Origin of the sequence: Mycobacterium sp. UNC410CL29Cvi84 (genome assembly GCF_000686745.1) — a bacterium.
Classification (GTDB): domain Bacteria; phylum Actinomycetota; class Actinomycetes; order Mycobacteriales; family Mycobacteriaceae; genus Mycobacterium; species Mycobacterium mucogenicum_B.
Window position 1 is genome coordinate 427,807 of the sequence record NZ_JMLM01000002.1, and the last position, 18,651, is coordinate 446,457.

Here is an 18,651-nt window from a genome sequence, read left to right on the forward strand (position 1 = left end):
GCTCAGCTCGCGATCACGCGCCGTCCCGCCAGGCGACGACCTCTTTGAGAGAGGTGAGGTCGTAGCCGTTGTCGGATGTGAGCTCGGTCTGGAAGAGCGTGACGCCGGCCTCTCGGAAACCGTCTGCGGCTTCGGCATTGGTCCAGAGCGTGGAGCGTTCGATGTCAGCACCGTTGCGGCCGTACGTCGCTGCCAGTTCGTCCACGCGTTCGCTGGACCTGCGGAACGCCTCGAGATCCTGGAACGCGTGCCAGATGTCGGCGTGCCTGGCGACGGCGGGCAACGAGCGCTTGGGCCCGGTGCCGCCAATGAGGATCGGAATCTTGCGGACCGGCGGCGGGATCAGGGCGGCCAGCCGGTTCTCGATGCGGATGAGGCTCTCGTCGAACAGGTCGAAACGCGAGCCGAAGGTGCCGAAGTCGTAACCGTAAGTGGTGTAGTCCTTTTCGTACCACCCGGCGCCCAGGCCGAGGATGAGCCGGCCACCGCTGATGTGGTCGACGGTACGCGCCATGTCGGCCAGCAGATCCGCGTTGCGGTAGCCGACGCCGGTGACGAGGAGCCCGATCTCGGCATGTGAGGTGATCTCGCCCCACGATGCGAGCGCGGTCCAGCCCTCGAAGTTGGCGACGTCGGGCTGCTCGTCGAACAGGACGGGCTTGCCGTCGACGATGGCCTTCATCGCCGGGCGGTGGAAGTGGTCGTAGCCGAAGATCACGTCGACACCGAGGTCGTCGGCTGCCACGACGGCATCGCGCCACGTGGCGTAGTCAGGCGCTCCACCGGGCTGGATTTGTACGGCGACGCGGACGGGACGAGTCATTGATGCTCCATGGGTCGGGAAAAGTGCGACTCTTGAGAGCAAGGTCATCGATTACCGGTTTATTCCGGATCGGGTGGGTCACTTGATCTCGTCGCCTGTGAAGATGCCCTGAAGTGCTTGAGAGACCGCGTGTTTCAGGACAACTCGGCAGGTCGAGACGACGAGTACGGCAGGCGGTTTCGGCCCGGCCGCACCCGGGTACCCAGCCGAGCGGCGCCGTCAGACGCGGCGGCGCAGGCAAGGAGTTCACGATGCGTGCTGAGGAAGGCGACGAATCGATCGCCGAACTGGCCGACTACGCCGGGCAAGCCGAACAGAATCTGGACGAGAGCATTGCCCCGCTCGAGGGCAAGAAGGTGGCGATTCTCGCCACCGACGGCGTCGAACGCCGGGAACTGCAGGAGCCCCGAGACGCCGTACAGGCAGCGGGTGCCAGCACCGAAGTGGTATCGCTGCAAGAAGGCTCCATCGACATGCGCGACAACGACCTGAGCCCTGGCGGCACGGAGCCTGTGGAACGTCTGGTCGCTGACATAACACCTGCCGACTTTGACGCACTGCTGATTCCTGGCGGCACAGTCAATGCCGACAAGCTGCGCACCGACGACAGGGCCGTGAAGTTCGTCCGCGACTTCGTCGAATCCGGCAAGCCCGTCGGCGTCATCTGTCACGGCCCGTGGACGCTGATCGACGCCGGCGTCGCCAAAGGCCGAACGCTCACGTCGTATCCGAGCCTTCGAATCGATTTGCAGAACGCGGGAGCGACCGTGGTCGATCGCGAGGTCGTCATCGATGGGAACCTGATCACCAGTCGCGGCCCGGACGACCTGCCGGCGTTCTCGTCGGCTGTTGTGGAGGCCCTCGCCGGCGGCGCTTAGCCGCTATTTGCGCCGATTCAGGGTGTTGCGCAGTTGTTTGGCCAAATCCCGGTTCTCGATCGGCTTGCCGAGGTAGGGCGCGATAGCTCGCGCGATCCGCACCACCGCCAGGGGACGTGGCGGGATCTTGTAGAAGTGGTTGCCGATGATCAGCCACCCGCCACCGTCGCCGGCGACGCCGCCGAGAAGATCGCCGACAAGGTCGGGCACGTCGGGGAAGTGCCGAACGTGGTCGCTGATCACCGAGACCGAGTCATCGCCGAGATTCACGACATAGATGCGCTTTTCGTCGGAACTGACCGCCAGAGCCCACGCGTCTTCGCCGACGTCGAGAGTTTCGGTGACATCGTTGGTGGCGGCGTTGATCACCTGCAATGAGCCTGGTCCGGGATAACCACGGTTGGTGATGTAGACGCGCGCACCGTTGGAGCTGACCGCCACGCCGATCGGTGAGTTGCCGACAGGGATCGTCTCGGTGACGGTGTTGGTCGCAGCGTTGATCACCGAGACCGTTCCGATGGGCGCCGCGTTCGTGACGTAGACGCGGGAACTGTTGGGGCTCACCGTAACTCCGCTGGGCAAGTCACCGACTTCAACGGTCTTGATCACGGTATTCGTCGCGGTGTTGATCACCCACACCGAACCGTCCAGGTCCCAGTTCGTGACGTAGGCGCGTGTGCCGTTCGGGCTGACCGCGACGCTGTGGGGATGCCCGTCGACGGGGATGGTCGCGGTGACTGTGTTGGTGGTCGTGTCGATCACCACGACGTCTCCGGACGTGGCCGGACTATGGGCCGCAGCGACATACGCCCGCGTGCCGTTGGGGGTGAGCGCGATTCCGCCCGCGAAGTCGCCGACCGGAATATCCGCTGTGACGGTGTTGGTGGCAGTGCTGATCACCGTGACCGTGCCGGCGTTTTCGATCGTGACGTAGGCACGCGTGCCGTCGGGAGAGATCGCCACCGAGTCCGGGAAGTCGCCGACGGGGATGGTGGTGGTGACCGTATTGGTCCAGGTGCTGATGACCGAGACGGAGTGACCGCCGCCGTTGAGCACGTAAGCGCGGCCACCATCGGGAGTGAGTGCCACCCGGCTCGGGGTCTCGCCGACAGGGATGGTCTTGATGACTTCGAGCGCCATGGTTTGCCTTCCGGTCGCATCAAATTGACCTGACCCAGCGCCAGCCAAGCTACAACACGCAGATGCGCCCGACACCCGAATCGCAATACTGCCGCCGCCGATGAGTTTTCGGCGGCGCCGCAGTCTTATTGGGCAGAGGCACCTCAAAACCGACGGAATGGAACTTGACGTGGCGCGGACCAACCTATCGATGTCCATCTCAGCCGACGGCTACATCGCCGGGCCAGATCAGTCCGAAGAGAATCCGCTAGGAGTGGGTGGGCTCGCCCTCCACGAGTGGCATATCGGGCCCAGCCGAGATCACCCAGTCAACCGACGGGTGATGTCCGAGATGCTGGACGGAATGGGGGCAACCATCATGGGGCGCAACATGTTCGGACCGGTTCGCGGCGAATGGGACGGCTCGGACTGGCGAGGGTGGTGGGGCGACACCCCGCCGTATCACTGCCCGGTCTTCGTCCTCACCCACTACGCCCACGAACCAATCGAGATGCAGGGCGGTACGACATTCCATTTCGTCACCGACGGCATCGAATCCGCATACGCCCAGGCAGAAGCGGTCGCGGGCGGGAAGGACATCTCGATTGCCGGTGGCGCATCGTGCGCACGTCAGGCGGTCAAGGCCGGCGTGGTCGACGAGATCGACCTGCAAGTGTCGCCCGTGATCCTGGGTTCGGGCGAGCGACTGTTCGACGGATTCCAGCCCGGACTACCGAATTTGGAACTCGTGCGCGTGTTGCACGCTCCCGGCGTCGCACACCTCCGCTATCGCGTCACGCGGGAAGTCGGGGGTAACTGAGATGTCGACATCAGCGTGGAACGGCACCGTCGTCGAGAAACGTCGGGCGCTTCTCGACGGGGCAAATCTCTACCGGCGCATGCGCATTCGTCTCGACGACGGGCGAGTGATCACGGTACGCGTCGACCGCACGACGTGGAAAGCGCTGGAAGTCGGGGAGGCGGTGAGCAACACCGCAGAGGGCGGACTGCAAAAGGCTTAGGTTCCAAAGAGTGCTGCCATCGCTCGCCTCCACGCGCAGGTCGGTGTTTAGGCCGGCCAGACACGGGTAGCCGGTCGGTGTCGACTCGGGTCCTACGAGTTGCCACGCGCGCACGCGTGAAACCCGCCATGGCCGGTTGTCCGCGCCGGACGCAACCGAAGGAGGAGCAGTGATACGAGTTGGTCTGTTGGTTCGGGTACACGCAAAACCCGGCAAAGAGGCAGAGGTTGCACAATTCCTGGCAGACGCCCAGGCCATCGTGGAGCAGGAGCCCGATACCCGGGCCTGGTTCGCCGTCCAATTCGACGCCTCGACGTTCGGCATCTTCGACGTCTTTGACGACGACGCCGGCCGACAGACACACCTGGCAGGCGGCGTGGGCACCGAACTCGCGCAGCGCGCTGACGAACTGTTCACTGCGTCACCGGCAATCGAGAACGTCGACGTGCTGGCATCCAAAATTCCGTCATAGCGCCCGGACGCGCAGTCCCGACCCGAGAAGCTTTGCAACGCAGCACCTATGAGGCCTCCGCGCTTGGCCGGGTTGCGAAAGCCGCTGCGTCACTGTGATGTCGGATACCCGCCAGACATCGGCCGCCTGTCATCGAGACGATGGTCGTCATGGGCTCACGGAGGTCACTGGCAGTGGGTGCCCAATTCGCCGCTTTGGCTGCGGCATGGGGATCGAGCTTCCTGTTCATCAAAGTGGGCTTGCAGGGCTTGTCACCGGCACAGGTTGTTGTGGGGCGCCTGGGCGTTGGTGCGTTGACGCTGGCGTGCGTCCTCGTGTTCGGCGGTCGTCGGACGGTGCCGCCCATGCGCGTGTGGGGACACATGACGGTGGTTGCCCTGATGTTGTGTGTGGCGCCGTTCCTGTTGTTCGGGTACGCCGAACAGCACGTGTCCTCGGGGTTGGCGAGCATCTACAACGCCACGACCCCGTTGATGACGATGGCCGTCGCGATGCTGGCGCTGACCGATGAGCGCCCCAACGCGCGCCGCCTCGCCGGTATGGCGATCGGGCTTTTGGGGGTTCTTGTGGTGCTCGGGCCGTGGCGCGGCCTCGGCGGGGGCAATGCGCTGGCGCAGCTGGCGTGTCTAGCCGCGACGGCTTGCTATGGCGTCGGTTTCGTATGGCTGCGGCGGTTCATCAGCCCGTACGGCCTCCCGGCGCTCACCATCGCCGCGATGCAAGTCGGCATCGGCGCGGTGATGGCGCTGATACTCACTGCGCTATTGCCGGCCCACCCGATCGAAGCGACCCCGTCAGTGGTGGGCAGCATTGCAGCCCTGGGTGCGCTGGGGACGGGATTGGCTTACGTGTGGAACACCAACGTCATCAATGCCTGGGGGGCCACCACCGCGTCTACCGTCACGTATCTCACGCCGGTCGTCGGCGTGACGCTGGGCGTGGTCATCCTCTCGGAGCGATTGACGTGGAACCAGCCGATCGGCGCGATCCTGGTGGTCGTCGGAATCATCGCCACCCGCACGGCCGCCGCTGCCAAGGCGTCTGACAGACCCAGCGCGATGTCGGCCGCGCATTCATCGCGCGCGCCGAAATGATCAGCGACGTCGGGACGAACCTGGCGCTTGTTCACTGCAATTGCTCGGGCGTGAAGGTGACGTCGACTCCGCCTACGGTCATCGTCACCTGACCTTCGATCACCATCACCTGCGCCGAGACCCGTCGATCAACCGTCTGGGCCAATTGCTGCACCGGTGCGTGCGGTATCTGCACCACCGACAGGTTCGCCAGCCCCGCCACTTTGGGGCCGACGGTGCGCCACCAGGTGGCCACGCCGGCGGCGAAGGGGAAGAGCAGCACCTGATCGGCCTGGCTGGCCGCCTTGCCCAAGACGCGTTCGTCAGGCTGGCCGACATTGATCCACTCCAGCGTCCGGCCGGTGTAGTCGGCGAGCCGCAAGTCCGGTACGCCAGGCGTGGACAGGCCCGGCCCGAACGCCAACTCGCCGTCGATGTCGCTGAGTCGGTGTGCGCGAAGCCCAAAAGCCAACAACCGCACCACCATCCGCTCATCGGTCTCACTGGGGTGACGGGCCACGGTCAGCGCGTGATCGGCGTAGTAACCGTGATCGACATCGGAGACGCCGAGTTCGACTTTGAATACCGTTGCAGAAAGGGCCACGTCATAGTGTCCACCCAGATGGTATCCGCCGAGCAGTCGGGCCGCGCTTTAGTGGTCACCGCCGAGTCGTCAGCAGGAAGTGGGCAACTGGGGCGTGGCTGATTTGATCTCCCACCCGCCATCGGTCAAGCTGTTCTATGGCACACATCGTCGAGGGCGTCTCCCGCACATTCAATGAGTTCTTGCTCCTGCCCAACAAAACATCGGCCGAATGCCGTGCCGATGGTGTGCAACTCGCGGCACCGCTCGCACGTCACCTGGTCGGGGAGCAGTCACGACTTCAGCTACAGGTGCCGTTCACCTCGGCCATCATGCAGGCCGTCAGTTCACCGGAGTTGGCAATCGCACTGGCCCGTCACGGTGGGTTGAGTTTTCTGCATCACAATCGTCCAATTACCGAGCAGGTCAAAGACATTCAGGCAGTAATGGCGTACAACGCCGAGATGCGATTGCGGGTCGGTGCCGGGGTCAACACCCACGACTATCGCGAGCGGATTCCTGCGCTACTGGACGCCGGCGCCGATGCATTGTGCCTCGACTCTTCGGACGGCTATAGCGAGTGGCAGGCCCGCGCGCTGGACTGGACGAAGAGCCGCCATCCCGATGTGGTGATCGGAGCGGGCAATGTTGTTGACGGGCAGGCATTTGACTATCTCGCCGATGCCGGGGCCGACTTCGTCAAGATCGGTGTCGGGGGTGGGTCGATCTGCATCACGCGTGACCAGAAAGGTATCGGCCGCGGACAGGCCAGCGCGGTACTCGACGTCACGGCTGCCCGTGATGCCTACGCTCGGCGCACCGGCCAGTACGTGCCGGTGTGCTCCGACGGCGGACTGCAGCGGGACTATCACGTGGCACTCGCCTTGGCCATGGGCGCGGACTTCGTCATGATGGGTCGTTACTTCGCCCGGTTCGATCAGGCGCCCGGGGCGAAAGTGCCCACTGCCGACGGCTACGTCAAAGAATATTGGGGGGAAGGGTCCTACCGCGCCCGCAACTGGCAGCGCTACGAACAGCCCGGCGGCGGCCTCGCTTTCGAGGAAGGCGTCGACGGCTACGTACCCTACGCAGGCGACCTCAACGAGGGACTCGCAGTGACCATCGCCAAGATCACGGCCACCATGACGTCCTGTGGCGCAGTCACGCTCCGACAATTCCACGACAACGCACGTCTGACCCTGGTCTCGGATCAGAGCTTCCACGAGGCGCACGCCAGCGTCGACGTCCGACCCTCGCTCAACTGACGACGGCATTGGCCCAGTTGTGCATCCAGTAGCCCACTGACTGATGTACACGGAACCCGCTGGGGCGCAACGTAACACCAGCGTGGCGTCGATGAGCGCTCGTCGGTCGGGTACGAGAGTTGTCCGTAGAGGATTGGAATTCTCGATCTTGGGGAACAGACATACGACAGGTCGACAGGGAGGCGAACTACTCATGACATTGACAGCTGACAAGACCATTCGCTCGAGATCACGAGCACCTAGGCGCAGGACTTCGGCGTGGATCGGCCTGGTCGCAGGCATCGTCATGCTTCCTGTCGCCACTGCATGTGGCTCCGACGACGGCGGAAACCCGACAAAGACGGATATGTCGACTACCACGACGACGCCCACGACGAGCTTGACAACTGTCACGACGTCCTCGAGCCCAGTTCCGGGCGGGGCTAACGGCGGTGGTGGTCCAGCCGGAGGCGGTGGCTCTGTTCCTGGTGGACCGACCGGCAGCGGAGGTCCCGGTGGCGGCGGGGGGAGTATCCCTGGTGGACCCACTGGCAGCGGCGGCCCCGGAGGCGGCGGGGGTTCGATCCCGGGTGGACCGACCGGCGGCGGTGGGCCCGGAGGCGGCGGGGGCAGCATTCCCGGAGGCCCGTCCGGTGGCGGAGGTCCCGGTGGTGGCGGAGGTTGCGTGCCGGGCGTGGGCTGCGTGTCGGTTCCCTGACCCGAGCGCAGCCAGAGACGCCATCAGGTCGCAGTCACGGTATTCGGGCAACGCTCACGGGCGCTCGAATACCGTGACTGTTTACTGAAAGCTGCTGGCGTCAGGTCCTTTTCGCGCGCCCGTGTCCAGCCAGGCCCCAGCCGCCGAACAGTCGGGCGGCAGGGCTCTAGCCGACTGGTGGTTGTGAGCCGGACGGCCCGTAAGGTCCGTTCTGACTGTTTCCGCCGCCGCCGGAGGCGCCGCTACCGCCTTGATCGGGTGGCGTGGCAATGACGTTGGCGTTTCCTGGTGCCTGACAAACGGTGGCACTGCCTTCATCGGCACACGGAGCGGACCCGCCATCTGCGTAAGCGGCCGGCGCAAGTACTACCGCGGCGGACGCACCAGCGGCGACAAGCGTCGACGTGACCGAGATGTTCGACAACATGAGTTCTCCTGTGGTGGCTGCGCATACGTTGCCGCTAAGAGCCGATCCAAAATATTCATGCCGCTTCGGGAGCGGTCAGGGCTCTGCGGCGTTCTCCTGTAGTGGCTACCCGTGCCCGACCGACGACAAACGTTGGGTCGACGGTGCGAGCTGCGCCGACCTACGGCCAGCGACTACGCAGCTGCTCCGGAGTCCACGACGGCCATCGGGGCGTGTCGACACTCAGTCCGCCACTCATCTGCGCCACGATCTGCGGTCCGCTGGCCGCGGAATTGTCGTAAATCGTTGCGCTGTCGACGCGAACGATCGCTGCAGCCACCAGGGCCCACAGCCGGCGATACCGTTCCCGGATCTTCTCCTCGGGCACATCGTGGCCACCGGCGGCAACCCGGTAGCGGACACGGTGAACGGCCAAGTCTTCGGGAACAAGCACAATGTGCAACACCACGACGTACCCCGCATGACGGGCCGCATCGATCAGCTCCAGCTTGGAGGGGTGCGAGAACACTGTCTCGGCGATGAATGAACGCCCCTGCTCGATCAGCGCTTCCCGCGTCGCCGCAGCGATCCGCGCGGCCTCGTACGCGTGGCCCAATGCGTCGGCAGGCCAACGCTGTTTGGCGATCTCATCGGCGTTGACGAACACGCTGCGGGGGAGCAGCGGAGCCAGCGTGAGTTCGACGAACGTCGATTTTCCGGCACCGTTCGAGCCGACGACGAGGTCCAGGCGTTTCACCGACGCAGCGACTGCACCGCGCCAACCACGGACTCGGTGCCGTCAGGGCGATGCTCGACGATCTGGCCGTCCTCATCCAGTGCCACCGTGGTGATCCCACGAGAGGCGAGCACGGCACCGTAATCGGTGCGGGCCAGGCTCTCCTCGATAGACGCGGAAACCTCGGCGTTGAACACCACGCCTTCTTCGGTGTTGAGGACGGCGACGTCGATCTGGCCGGCGAGGGCAGCCTCGACCCGGCGCCGTGAGGCGGTGTGCTGAGTCGATACAGCGCGGCCCACCCGGGCCCAATGGTCGAGTTGCTGCTTGGCAGAGCGACTCTGCCGGGCGCCCTCAGCGGCCGCGGCCTCGAAAAGGTCAGCGGCGACCCGGGTGACCCGATCGGCGACGTCGGACATGAGACACCTCCCGTGTAGCACGTTGCTACCAATGTAGCAGATTGCTACCAGCGCGGCATTTTCCAGCTTACGGCTCGATATCCTCGAAGTTCCCTGTCTGCCAGCGCAATCTGCAGCGTTTACCGGCAACCCGCCGTATTCGGACGCTCGCAGCCCGCCAGATCGCCGAACACAAGGTTCCCCGTAACCTTTCGCTGCCCGGCCCCGGACCGGCTAGGACTCGTCTAGCACAGACGAGGTCAAACAAGATCGCGGCGCACGGTTGCCCAAACGAACTAGTTCGTCTGTTAATGTGGCGTCAGGTCAACGAGGCCAGTTATCTGCTTGGAGGCACTGGTGAGTGAAGCAACAACGGTTCCATTGTCGATCGCCACGATGCCGCGGGGTGGACCTATTGCGTCCTGGCTCGACCGGCGACTGCAAACGAACGCCTTGGAGTTCCTGGACCGCGATGACGTCTCCGACGAATTGAAGCAGCGGGTCATCACCGGATTGGATGTCATTGGAACGCGGCTGAAACAGCATGAGAAGAATGCCCGCACCGCGTTGGGCGTCGTCGCTGACGTGCCTGAGCCACGCATCCTCGAATTGGGTGCCGGACACGGGAAGTTGTCGGCCAAGATTGTCGAGTACCACCGCACGGCAACAGTCACGGTCAGTGACGTCGACCCTACGTCGGTCGCCAACATTGCCGCTGGCGAGCTCGGCAACCACCCGCGGGTGACTACGCAGGTGGTGGATGCGTCGGCCATCGACGCTCCCGATAACAGCTACGACCTCGTGGTCTTCGCCATGTCCTTTCATCATCTTCCGCCGGCCGCCGCATTCAAGGCGATCGCTGAAGCGACACGGGTGGGGAAGCGGTTCTTGGTCATCGACCTCAAACGCCAATCGGCGTGGGCACAGCTGCTGCCCCCGGTCTACGCGGGCCCGATGATCGCGATGATGCCGCTTCGGACCGTGTGGCCAGTCATGCACGACGGGTTCATCAGCGGGTTGCGCGCATACAGCCCTGCGGCATTCAAGGCGCTCGGTCGCGCTGTCGACCCACAGATGCGCATCGAATTCTTGCCGTCGCCAGGGCTTTTCGGATCGATATCTGCGACGGTCGTCTACTCACGGCCGGCGTAGACGTCGAGTGTCGCGACCACGCGTAGAGCGCCACTCGTCAGCGACACCCAGGACGCTACGCCTGCAAATCCGACCAGATCCATCGAGCCAGAGCCAGTTCCATTGAGCAAGAGAAGGAGAACCATATGTGGGACATGGACAACATGTTCTTGAACGGCCCGTATGAGCCCTGGCGCGAAGAGGGAGTCGCTTATGACCTGGAGATCGACGGCGAGTTGCCCGCCGGGTTGAACGGTGCACTGTTCCGAACGAGCACCAGTCAGCTGTTCCGGCCGCCCGACACTGCTCGACATCATTGGTTCGACGGCGACGGAATGATCCACGCCATCTATCTTCGCGAGGGCCGCGCCGCAGCCCGAAACCGATACGTGATGACTGCCGGCCTGAAGCTCGAAATACAAGAAGGCCGAGCGCTATTCGGCAGCTTCATGAACGGCGGCGCCGCCCGAACGGGCGAGTCGGGACCTCCTCTGAAGAACCCCGCCAACACCAACGTGACGCTGTTCGACGATCGAGTGCTGGTCTTCTGCGAAGGGGACGTTCCGCACGAACTCCGACCGGACACCCTGGAGACCGTCAACGAGCGGTACGACTTTCACGGTGCGGTGAGCGGGCCGACGACGGCACACTTCAAAGTGGATCCCGACAATGGCGATCTACTCTTCTTCACCAACCTCGGCGGAACGATCCGGTGGTATCGCGCCGACCGCCACGGCGTCGTCTTGGACGTCCACACCCTCGAGCTGGGAGTGCCTGCGTTCACTCATGATTACGTGGTGACCGCTGACTATGCGGTGTTCCTGGTCAGCCCGTCCATGGTTCGTCTGGAGAATGTCATGAGCGGGTTGCCATCGACGGTCTGGGAGCCGGAGACGCTCGCGGCCAGCCGATGGGCGGTGCTGCATCGTCGAACGGGCCAGGTCCGCTGGATCGAGACCGACGAGCCCTTCGCACAGACCCATTTCCTCAACGCCTACCAGGACCGATCGAAGATCATCGTTGACGGCCACCGCACCGACAGGTTCGGAGCAACCAGAGCGGAGGTCGAGCAGTCCTCCCGCACGGGCGAGTGGAACAAATGGTTCACCGAGCTGGTCGCTACGCCGTGGCGATGGGAGCTGGATCTGGCGAGCCGGACCGTGTCCGAGCGCCAAATCACCGACATCCTTGGCGAATTCCCGCGGATCAACGACGCCTACACCGGCCGCGCGCACCGGTTCGGCTACTACGCCACGACGCGGGGCGGGGGCCGCTGCTTCACGGACGGCCTGGCCAAACACGACTACTTGACCGACCGCACAGAACTACAGACGCTCAACGGCACGCTGACCTCGCCCAGCGAGCCGACCTTTGTGCCGCGGGATGGGTCCACCACGGAGGACGATGGCTGGGTTCTGTCCACGTGGTACGACCCTGCACGGGACCGGTGCGAGGTGATCGTCCAAGAGGCACAGCGCTTCACCGCGCCACCCATCGCCCGCATCAAGCTCAATCACCGCATACCGATGGGCTTTCACGGTAATTGGGCATCAGCCGCAGAACTGGACGCCGCCCTCGCCTCCTCGTGAAAGGCCTTGAGGCAGAGACTTACTCAGGTGGAAGCGCAGACGGCGAGCGTCGGTGTGCTGCGCCACCTACTCGGGTGCTTGATGAAGGGCTTCAGGCTCGGGCGGTGATGATCCGGGTGGCCGCTTCGACGGCGGCGGCACGGCGGCTTGCGATGACGGCGGCGTCGTCGGTCACCGCGTCGGGGTGCGGCATTTGCGCCCACGCCAAGGCGACGCCGAACAACAGGACCAGCAGATCGATCGGTAGCCAAGTGCGATCGACGTAACCGTCGGCTTGAGCAGCCTCGATCGCGGCGATGGCGTGAGCAAAAATCGGTCCGTCGTCATCGGCGCGTGGTTCGTCGAGTGTGAAACCTTCCAGCTTCGCCCAGGTGATCATGCGATGGTGCTCGGGCTGCGCGAGGACCAGATCGTAAATGTCGCCGACGAATCCGGGCACGTTGTCGGGGCTCAGGGTGACCGCATCGAAGAACCCCGCGAAGTCCGCGGTAACCACCTCACGAAAGAGCGTCTCTTTGTCACCGAAGTGCGCGTAAAGACGCTCCTTGCTCGCATGGGCCGACCGCGCGATGCGGTCGATCCGAGCGCCGGCCAACCCGTATTGGGCGAACTCGGCCCGGGCGGCAGCCAGGATTTCGCCGCGAAGCTCGGCGGTATCTCTCACCGGCAAATCATAACCAGACGGAACTGTTCGTTCGATTAGCGCACGCGCCTGGGACGTCGGGCTACGGCCGGAGCTGCGGCCAAACCGGCGATCAGCATTGCTGGGTCCGCAATTCACACCCAATATCGCCAACGCTGCAGCTAATACCTTGACACGGGTCTAGATAACGGCAACACTGTTTCCATAACAGTGGGCTCGCTTCGAGCCCAGATGTGAATCTGGGCGGCCCAAGGCGGATTGATGTGCTGAAACATCCTGCTGCCGTGCGCTATTGGGATCGATAGCGGCAAACGTTGGAAATCGAGAGGTGTTCATGAATACCAGCGATCGATCGCACACCGAGGCAGTGGAGCGCACCGGCGTTTGGAAACTCGATCCGGCAACTGCGGACATCCGGTTCAGCGCACGCGGGCTGTGGGGGCTGCTTTCGGTCTCTGGCCGCTTTCGACACGCCTCCGGCTCGATGACCTGGAACCAGGACGGCACCGCCTCGGTGTTGCTGGAAGTGCAAGCCGCCAGTATCACGACCGGTATGGCGATGCGCGATCGGCATTTGCGTGGGGCCGAATTCCTTGACGTGCAAGCACATCCGGTGATCATCTTCAGCGGTCACGCGATCGGTCACGGCGAGACGCGTCTCGTTGTGACCGGAAAGCTCGTTGTTCGCGACGCCGCGATGGAAGTACAACTCGACGTCGAGTTCGAACCGGACGCATCCGGACTCGTCGCCGCCACGACCGCGCGGATAGACGTGTCCGCCTTCGGTGTCGTACCGCGATCCGGCATCGCCCGCCCCAACGTCGACCTCGAACTACGAGGCCGCGCCCACCAAACCTCTTCGATGCCTTAGCCGCAGTCTGCATCGCGCAAAGCCCGTCACGTCGCACCACCAACCGGAGAACAAATGCCAAAGACCCAACGCAGCCCAGAGGATTACACTCCAGACCTTCGCCGACGGAGTGCTGTGCCATCCGAAGTCACAATCGTCGGCGGGGGATCGACCGGATGCACGCTGGCATTGCTGTTGTCCCGCTACGGCATTGCCACCACCGTTCTCGAACGTCGGACCGAGGTGTTGAACCATCCGGCCGCGACCATCTTGAATGCCCGCTCGCAAGAAATCTGGCACCACGCCAACCCGAACCTGGCCGAGCAGATCGCCGCGCTGGCCCCGCCGGCGGAACAAATCGCCATGGCCCGGTGGTACACCGACTTGAGCAGTCCGCCGCTCGGTGAGATCGACTTACTGGCCGATCACGAGCGGGTGGAATCCGTCAAGAGCCACAGCCGCTATCTCATTACGCACGTCGGCCAACAACGGCTCAACGCCGTGCTTTGGGAAAGCGTTGATGCCGACCCGCTCGTGACGGTGCGGCGCGGTGTGCAGGTGAAACACGTTAGTACAACGCCATCGGGCGCGACGGTGCGCGCGGTAGCCGCGAACGGCGCCGAAGAGGACATCTCGTCGCGATTCGTGATTGCTGCAGACGGCTCCAACAGTGTTGTGCGCGAAGCGATGAACATCGCGATGCGCGGGCCGGTGCTGGCCAACATGGCCAGCGTCTACTTCAGCGCGAGACTGTTCTCCGATGGCATCCACCCAGTGCTCAGCTTCATCTACACCCCGACGTTCTGCGGCATTCTGGTAGCGCACACCGACGACAACTACGTCTTGATGACCCCATACCTGAGCGACAAGCAGGAGATCGCACGTGACGCGCGCGCGTACTGGACGCGAATTCTGCCACGGGTAATCGGGCGCGAGGAATCCTTCCGGATACATTCCACAGGTACCTGGACGATGACCAGCCAAATGGCAGAGACCTTCGCCAAAGGCAACGTGATCCTAGTCGGCGACGCAGCCCACCGGTTCCCGCATACCGGCGGGTTCGGCCTCAACAGCGGCGTGCAGGACGCACACAACCTCGCATGGAAACTCGCAGCTGTCCTGGAGGGGCGCGCACCGGCCGGTCTGCTCGACAGCTACGAGCCGGAACGGCGGCCCACTGTGGAATGTTTTGCCGCACAAAGCGTTGCGAATCATTTTCGGATGGACGCCATCCTCGAAGGACTGACCTCGGGGAACCGGGCTCTTGCCCGGGTCACCCGCGCCTTCGCCCACCCTGCGGTCGATCGCCTGCCCGCCGCCGTGACGCGACGCGTCGCCGACGCAATGATGAATCGCGCGATGCGTCCGATCGCGAAACTGTCAGGAGACAGCGCATCTGCGCGCAACTGGCGCGAAACAATCAGACAACGGATACCCGGCCAGATCGAGGAGGTCGCTTCTACCGGCCTCGAATTCGGGTATGCCTACTCCGGCGATCTCATCCGGACGGAGTCGACGCCGCAACCGAAACTGGGCGAAGGCGTGATCGACTACCGGCCGACGACGTGGCCCGGCGCGCGCCTCCCACACATGTGGCTCGCGGGCGAGGGCGACCCAGAGGCTACTCACGACCTGCTCGACTTGCGCGACTACACGCTGTTCACACCCGACCCGCTGTCTTGGCATGCGGCGGTCCCGAGCACGCTCCCGGTCGTCATCGTGGCTCTGGATCCCGCGCCCGGCATAGACCGCAGGCAGGTGCTCGATCTGTTCGAGGTTGGCGAGCACGGCGCAGTGCTGGTCCGGCCGGACGGACACGTCGTCTGGCGCACCACGTCCGCTGCCCTGTCAGCGGCTACGGAACTGGAGCGGACAGTCAGCAGGATCGTCATCACCACCGAACGGGCAAGCGCGGCGACCTGATCGGCAGTCAAGGTAGATGGGGGAGCGGCCTGGGAGCAACCGGTGGCTGCCGGCGAGCGATCAGGCCCCGCGCACCACAGACTGACAAACAGCTGGCGATAGGCGGACAATTGCTCCATGTCCACTGCGTTCTGGATCGTAGTTGCGGTGCTCGCCGTCGGGACTATCGCCGGCGGCCTGTTGCGGATTCGGGCCTGGTTGCAGAAGCCGGCCCCGCCAGAGGTGATAGAGGCCGCGCACCGTCACGACGACGAAGACGGCTGACAGTCGGGACCAATCGTGTACACCGAGAGTGTTACCGCGGCGTAGAAGTAACCCGTCGTACGGCCCACGCAGAGGCCGTAGCAGTGCTATGCGGGAACGCCTGAGCCAGCCTGGAGGCACTTCGCCCCGGGACGGGGTTTCGATGCAAAGTAGTGAAAGACGGCGCTGGGCGATGGCAGTGATGATTCATCGGCGGTCAACCAATGAATTAGTTGACATAATGTCGATTATCGGCGTTTTGCTTTCGACTGGTGGGCAGCGCCGGCCCAGACGTCGGCCGCGTCACCCCGTCGTGCGCCATTGCATTGGAACGTTTTCGGGCGTCCCGCCGTCCGGCGCGCACACTTCGCGGGAGCACGCTTGAGCACGGTTGGCGGGACACCGCTCCGCGCCTTGCCGCAATTCGATGCGCTGCGCATCAATGCCTCGATTACACGCCCAGGCGCCGCCGTGCCGCCAACTCGGCAGCCCCAGCGGCGCTTGAGCGCGCGGGCGGACTGAACCAATTTGTCACTGTGACGTTTTAGCCACGGCTAACCGGGTGCGCGAATATCACTGCAGCGTCCAGCTTTTCGATCCGAATTGGCGGTCTGCCGTTCAACGCCGCGGTGTGCGCATGAGTGGCTCAAGCGCTGACTGGCGATCGATGTGGCGACAGGCGAAAGTCGACCGCCATTCACCCCCTGCCATCTCGAGAAACCTGCCGCAACGCTATTCGTCACTGTGACGAATGGCGTTGGGCCGCAACCTGGTTCAACCTTTCGCCGACGATGCCATCGGGGTTTCGGCACATCCGTGCAGAAACCTGACTTACACTGCTGTCAATTATGCGGGAGGGGTCGCCGATGAAAGTCCGGGTAGTCGCAAGTGTGGCGGTTGTCGTCGCCCTGTACCTCACGACAATCGCACTGTACGCGAGGACAGGCCTCGGACACCCAAGCCAAATCAGCGAGCCGATACCGACAGCCGATGGCACCACCGTCACCATCGACCTGAACGAGGTCCATTCGGTCAAAGGCGACATGGTGGCCAACGTGACCGTCGATCCCGGTCCGGCGCTGCTGGACCCGCAAACGCACAGCCTTACCGAAGACCTCAGTGTCGCAGTGCAATCCGCAGTGACACCGACCCGCCGCACATGGACGAAAGGCATGGTGCCCGACGTCTTTCCCGTCGCGCTGATCCTGTCCGGCGACCCGGGCAGCTATCCATTCGACCATTACCGCTCGGGCCCGATCACCGTCGAACTGTTCCGCGGTGCGTCGCACGTACCGATACGAGTGACGCCCGCGTTCTTCGATCGGGTGCCCGGATGGATGTTCCACATTCCGGCGGACAGCAACGACGCCGCACCGGGTGTCTACCGTGTCAAGGCGCAGCGCTCCCCCAGCACAGCCGCATTCGCCGCAGCCCTCGTCGGCGCACTCGTCACGATTGCGGTACTGGGAGCGGTGGTCGCCGTACAGACCGCGCGTAACCGCCGCAAGTTTCAGCCGCCCATGACGACATGGTTTGCCGCAATGCTTTTCGCAGTGGTGCCGCTGCGCAACGCGCTGCCCGATGCTCCGCCCATCGGAACGTGGATCGACGTGTCCGTAGTGCTCTGGGTGATCGTGACACTGGTGGCCTCGATGAGCTTGTACATCACCTGCTGGTGGCGCCACCTCAAGCCCGAATAGAACGTCCGCCGGCAGACACTCCTAACGGCTGTCCAGTTCCTTCAGGAATTCGTCGATCGCCGGCCACGTCTCGGTGACACCGGCCGACAATGCGACCAAGCCGAGATGGCTGGCTTCCACGGTGGCGAACCGAACATCGGCCGACTTCAGCATGGTCACACCGTTGTGCACGCATTCCCACGGCGCGATGGCGTCCCGGTGGCTGCCGAACAGTTGGATCGGCAGTGTCAATGACGTCAGGTCAAGGGTCCGGCCCGCAACATTGACTACGCCGGTGGCGATCTCGTCGTGGTAGATCAGCCGGCCCCACATCTGAGATACGGCGCGCCCCGGATATCCCGGAAACGCGTCCTGGAAGCGGTCGATCACTTCGGCCCTGGCCAAGGCTTCGGTGTTGCCCAGGTTGTTGAGGACGAACCACGGTCGTTTGAGTTCACGATCCCAGGACGTCGCTCGGTACGCGGCCTGGACCACCGGGGCGGGCACCCCGCCCATGGCGCGCAGGACGGTGGTGACCGCATAGCCGTTGGTGGGCTTGGTGATTCGCCGGACTTCCGGATAGCCGGGGATCCGGCCGTAATCCAGCGGCGTGCCGATGCCGGTGATCGAACGGATGGGCAGGTCCCTGTTGGCAGCCGCGGTGAACAGGCTGAGCGTGCCGCCGAGGCTCCAACCGATCAGGTCGAGTTCCTCGGCCCCGGAATCGATGAGCACCCGCTCGATGGCTTCCGGCAGGATGTCTGCGAAGAAGGCCTCCAAGCCGAGATGCCGGTCAGCCCAGCCGATTTCGCCGTAGTCGACCACATACGGGGTACGGCCCTGTTCCAGCAGGTGTGCCACCAGTGATTGACCCGGCGACAAGTCGTAGCAGGTCGCCGAAGCGGCCAGTGGTGGTACCAGCAGAACCGGCACCAGTGCGGACTCGCGCCCGTCCGAATGGCCGTAGCGCCGCAGTTGGCGGTGCGGTTCATCGAACAGCACCGCGTGCTCGGTCGGTTCCGGCGGGCACACGCCATCGCCGAGGGTGATGGCGAACAGGTTGCGTGCCGAGGTCGCAAGCGAGGGCATGGTCGGGCAGTCTATCTTCTTCTACCCCGCAC

General features: G+C 64.1%; 20 protein-coding genes. 13 read left to right on the forward strand and 7 right to left on the reverse strand.

What is annotated here, in order from left to right:
- Positions 1-13: 13 nt before the first annotated feature.
- A complete protein-coding gene (locus tag BR47_RS0105730; protein WP_029118870.1) occupies positions 14-823 on the reverse strand; it encodes an LLM class F420-dependent oxidoreductase in 810 nt (269 codons plus the stop codon).
- A 251-nt stretch (positions 824-1,074) separates the two neighbouring features.
- Here BR47_RS0105730 and BR47_RS0105735 point away from each other — a divergent pair, with 251 nt between their 5' ends.
- The gene (locus tag BR47_RS0105735; protein WP_231506663.1) at positions 1,075-1,701 is read left to right on the forward strand and encodes a type 1 glutamine amidotransferase domain-containing protein; all 627 of its coding nucleotides are present in this window, start codon (positions 1,075-1,077) and stop codon (positions 1,699-1,701) included.
- A gap of 3 nt (positions 1,702-1,704) precedes the next feature.
- On the opposite strand, the gene BR47_RS29810 is transcribed toward BR47_RS0105735, so the two are convergent.
- Positions 1,705-2,841, reverse strand: a complete 1,137-nt coding sequence (locus BR47_RS29810) for a beta-propeller fold lactonase family protein (RefSeq protein WP_051634624.1) — start codon at positions 2,839-2,841, stop codon at positions 1,705-1,707.
- Positions 2,842-3,010: 169 nt separating this feature from the next.
- On the opposite strand from BR47_RS29810, the gene BR47_RS0105745 reads away from it, so the two are divergent.
- The 4 genes from BR47_RS0105745 (at position 3,011) to BR47_RS29815 (ending at position 5,408) form a co-directional block, all read left to right on the forward strand.
- The gene (locus BR47_RS0105745) at positions 3,011-3,640 is read left to right on the forward strand and encodes a dihydrofolate reductase family protein (protein ID WP_081831215.1); all 630 of its coding nucleotides are present in this window, start codon (positions 3,011-3,013) and stop codon (positions 3,638-3,640) included.
- Between the two features lies 1 nt (position 3,641).
- Positions 3,642-3,842, forward strand: coding sequence for a DUF7489 domain-containing protein (locus BR47_RS0105750; RefSeq protein WP_029118873.1), 201 nt, complete (start codon positions 3,642-3,644; stop codon positions 3,840-3,842).
- A 169-nt stretch (positions 3,843-4,011) separates the two neighbouring features.
- Positions 4,012-4,314, forward strand: coding sequence for a putative quinol monooxygenase (locus tag BR47_RS0105755; RefSeq protein WP_029104960.1), 303 nt, complete (start codon positions 4,012-4,014; stop codon positions 4,312-4,314).
- Between the two features lie 149 nt (positions 4,315-4,463).
- The gene (locus BR47_RS29815) at positions 4,464-5,408 is read left to right on the forward strand and encodes a DMT family transporter (RefSeq protein ID WP_036426830.1); all 945 of its coding nucleotides are present in this window, start codon (positions 4,464-4,466) and stop codon (positions 5,406-5,408) included.
- A gap of 31 nt (positions 5,409-5,439) precedes the next feature.
- On the opposite strand, the gene BR47_RS0105765 is transcribed toward BR47_RS29815, so the two are convergent.
- Positions 5,440-5,991, reverse strand: a complete 552-nt coding sequence (locus BR47_RS0105765; RefSeq protein WP_029118874.1) for a YaeQ family protein — start codon at positions 5,989-5,991, stop codon at positions 5,440-5,442.
- A gap of 137 nt (positions 5,992-6,128) precedes the next feature.
- Between BR47_RS0105765 and BR47_RS0105770 the strand changes: the two genes are divergently transcribed.
- Together BR47_RS0105770 and BR47_RS33465 are read left to right on the forward strand one after the other, a co-directional pair.
- The gene (locus BR47_RS0105770; protein WP_029118875.1) at positions 6,129-7,235 is read left to right on the forward strand and encodes an IMP dehydrogenase; all 1,107 of its coding nucleotides are present in this window, start codon (positions 6,129-6,131) and stop codon (positions 7,233-7,235) included.
- Positions 7,236-7,521: 286 nt separating this feature from the next.
- Complete coding sequence (locus BR47_RS33465) at positions 7,522-7,932, forward strand: hypothetical protein (protein WP_167542212.1); 411 nt, start codon at positions 7,522-7,524, stop codon at positions 7,930-7,932.
- A 587-nt stretch (positions 7,933-8,519) separates the two neighbouring features.
- Here the strand turns inward: BR47_RS33465 and BR47_RS0105775 are convergent.
- Together BR47_RS0105775 and BR47_RS0105780 are read right to left on the reverse strand one after the other, a co-directional pair.
- The gene (locus tag BR47_RS0105775; RefSeq protein ID WP_029118876.1) at positions 8,520-9,095 is read right to left on the reverse strand and encodes an ATPase; all 576 of its coding nucleotides are present in this window, start codon (positions 9,093-9,095) and stop codon (positions 8,520-8,522) included.
- Positions 9,092-9,493: a TA system antitoxin ParD family protein gene (locus tag BR47_RS0105780; protein WP_029118877.1), complete on the reverse strand. Its 402-nt coding sequence runs from the start codon at positions 9,491-9,493 to the stop codon at positions 9,092-9,094. The genes BR47_RS0105775 and BR47_RS0105780 overlap by 4 nt, the downstream gene beginning before the upstream one ends.
- Positions 9,494-9,868: 375 nt before the next feature.
- On the opposite strand from BR47_RS0105780, the gene BR47_RS0105785 reads away from it, so the two are divergent.
- Positions 9,869-10,624, forward strand: a complete 756-nt coding sequence (locus BR47_RS0105785; protein WP_051634652.1) for a class I SAM-dependent methyltransferase — start codon at positions 9,869-9,871, stop codon at positions 10,622-10,624.
- A 125-nt stretch (positions 10,625-10,749) separates the two neighbouring features.
- Positions 10,750-12,192: a carotenoid oxygenase family protein gene (locus BR47_RS0105790; protein WP_029118879.1), complete on the forward strand. Its 1,443-nt coding sequence runs from the start codon at positions 10,750-10,752 to the stop codon at positions 12,190-12,192.
- Positions 12,193-12,283: 91 nt separating this feature from the next.
- Here BR47_RS0105790 and BR47_RS0105795 read toward each other — a convergent pair whose 3' ends face one another.
- A complete protein-coding gene (locus BR47_RS0105795; RefSeq protein ID WP_029118880.1) occupies positions 12,284-12,856 on the reverse strand; it encodes a TetR/AcrR family transcriptional regulator in 573 nt (190 codons plus the stop codon).
- 313 nt (positions 12,857-13,169) lie between these two features.
- Between BR47_RS0105795 and BR47_RS31925 the strand changes: the two genes are divergently transcribed.
- The 4 genes from BR47_RS31925 to BR47_RS0105815 all read left to right on the forward strand — a co-directional run bounded on the left by BR47_RS31925 (position 13,170) and on the right by BR47_RS0105815 (position 17,551).
- A complete protein-coding gene (locus tag BR47_RS31925; protein WP_138158407.1) occupies positions 13,170-13,706 on the forward strand; it encodes a YceI family protein in 537 nt (178 codons plus the stop codon).
- Between the two features lie 114 nt (positions 13,707-13,820).
- Entirely contained in the window at positions 13,821-15,608 is a 1,788-nt protein-coding gene (locus BR47_RS29825; protein ID WP_053856327.1) for an FAD-dependent monooxygenase, read from the forward strand.
- Between the two features lie 117 nt (positions 15,609-15,725).
- Positions 15,726-15,872, forward strand: coding sequence for a hypothetical protein (locus tag BR47_RS32945; protein ID WP_090562450.1), 147 nt, complete (start codon positions 15,726-15,728; stop codon positions 15,870-15,872).
- 845 nt (positions 15,873-16,717) lie between these two features.
- Complete coding sequence (locus tag BR47_RS0105815; RefSeq protein WP_029118881.1) at positions 16,718-17,551, forward strand: DUF4436 domain-containing protein; 834 nt, start codon at positions 16,718-16,720, stop codon at positions 17,549-17,551.
- A 21-nt stretch (positions 17,552-17,572) separates the two neighbouring features.
- On the opposite strand, the gene BR47_RS0105820 is transcribed toward BR47_RS0105815, so the two are convergent.
- Entirely contained in the window at positions 17,573-18,619 is a 1,047-nt protein-coding gene (locus tag BR47_RS0105820) for an alpha/beta fold hydrolase (RefSeq protein WP_029118882.1), read from the reverse strand.
- Between the last annotated feature and the right edge of the window lie 32 nt (positions 18,620-18,651).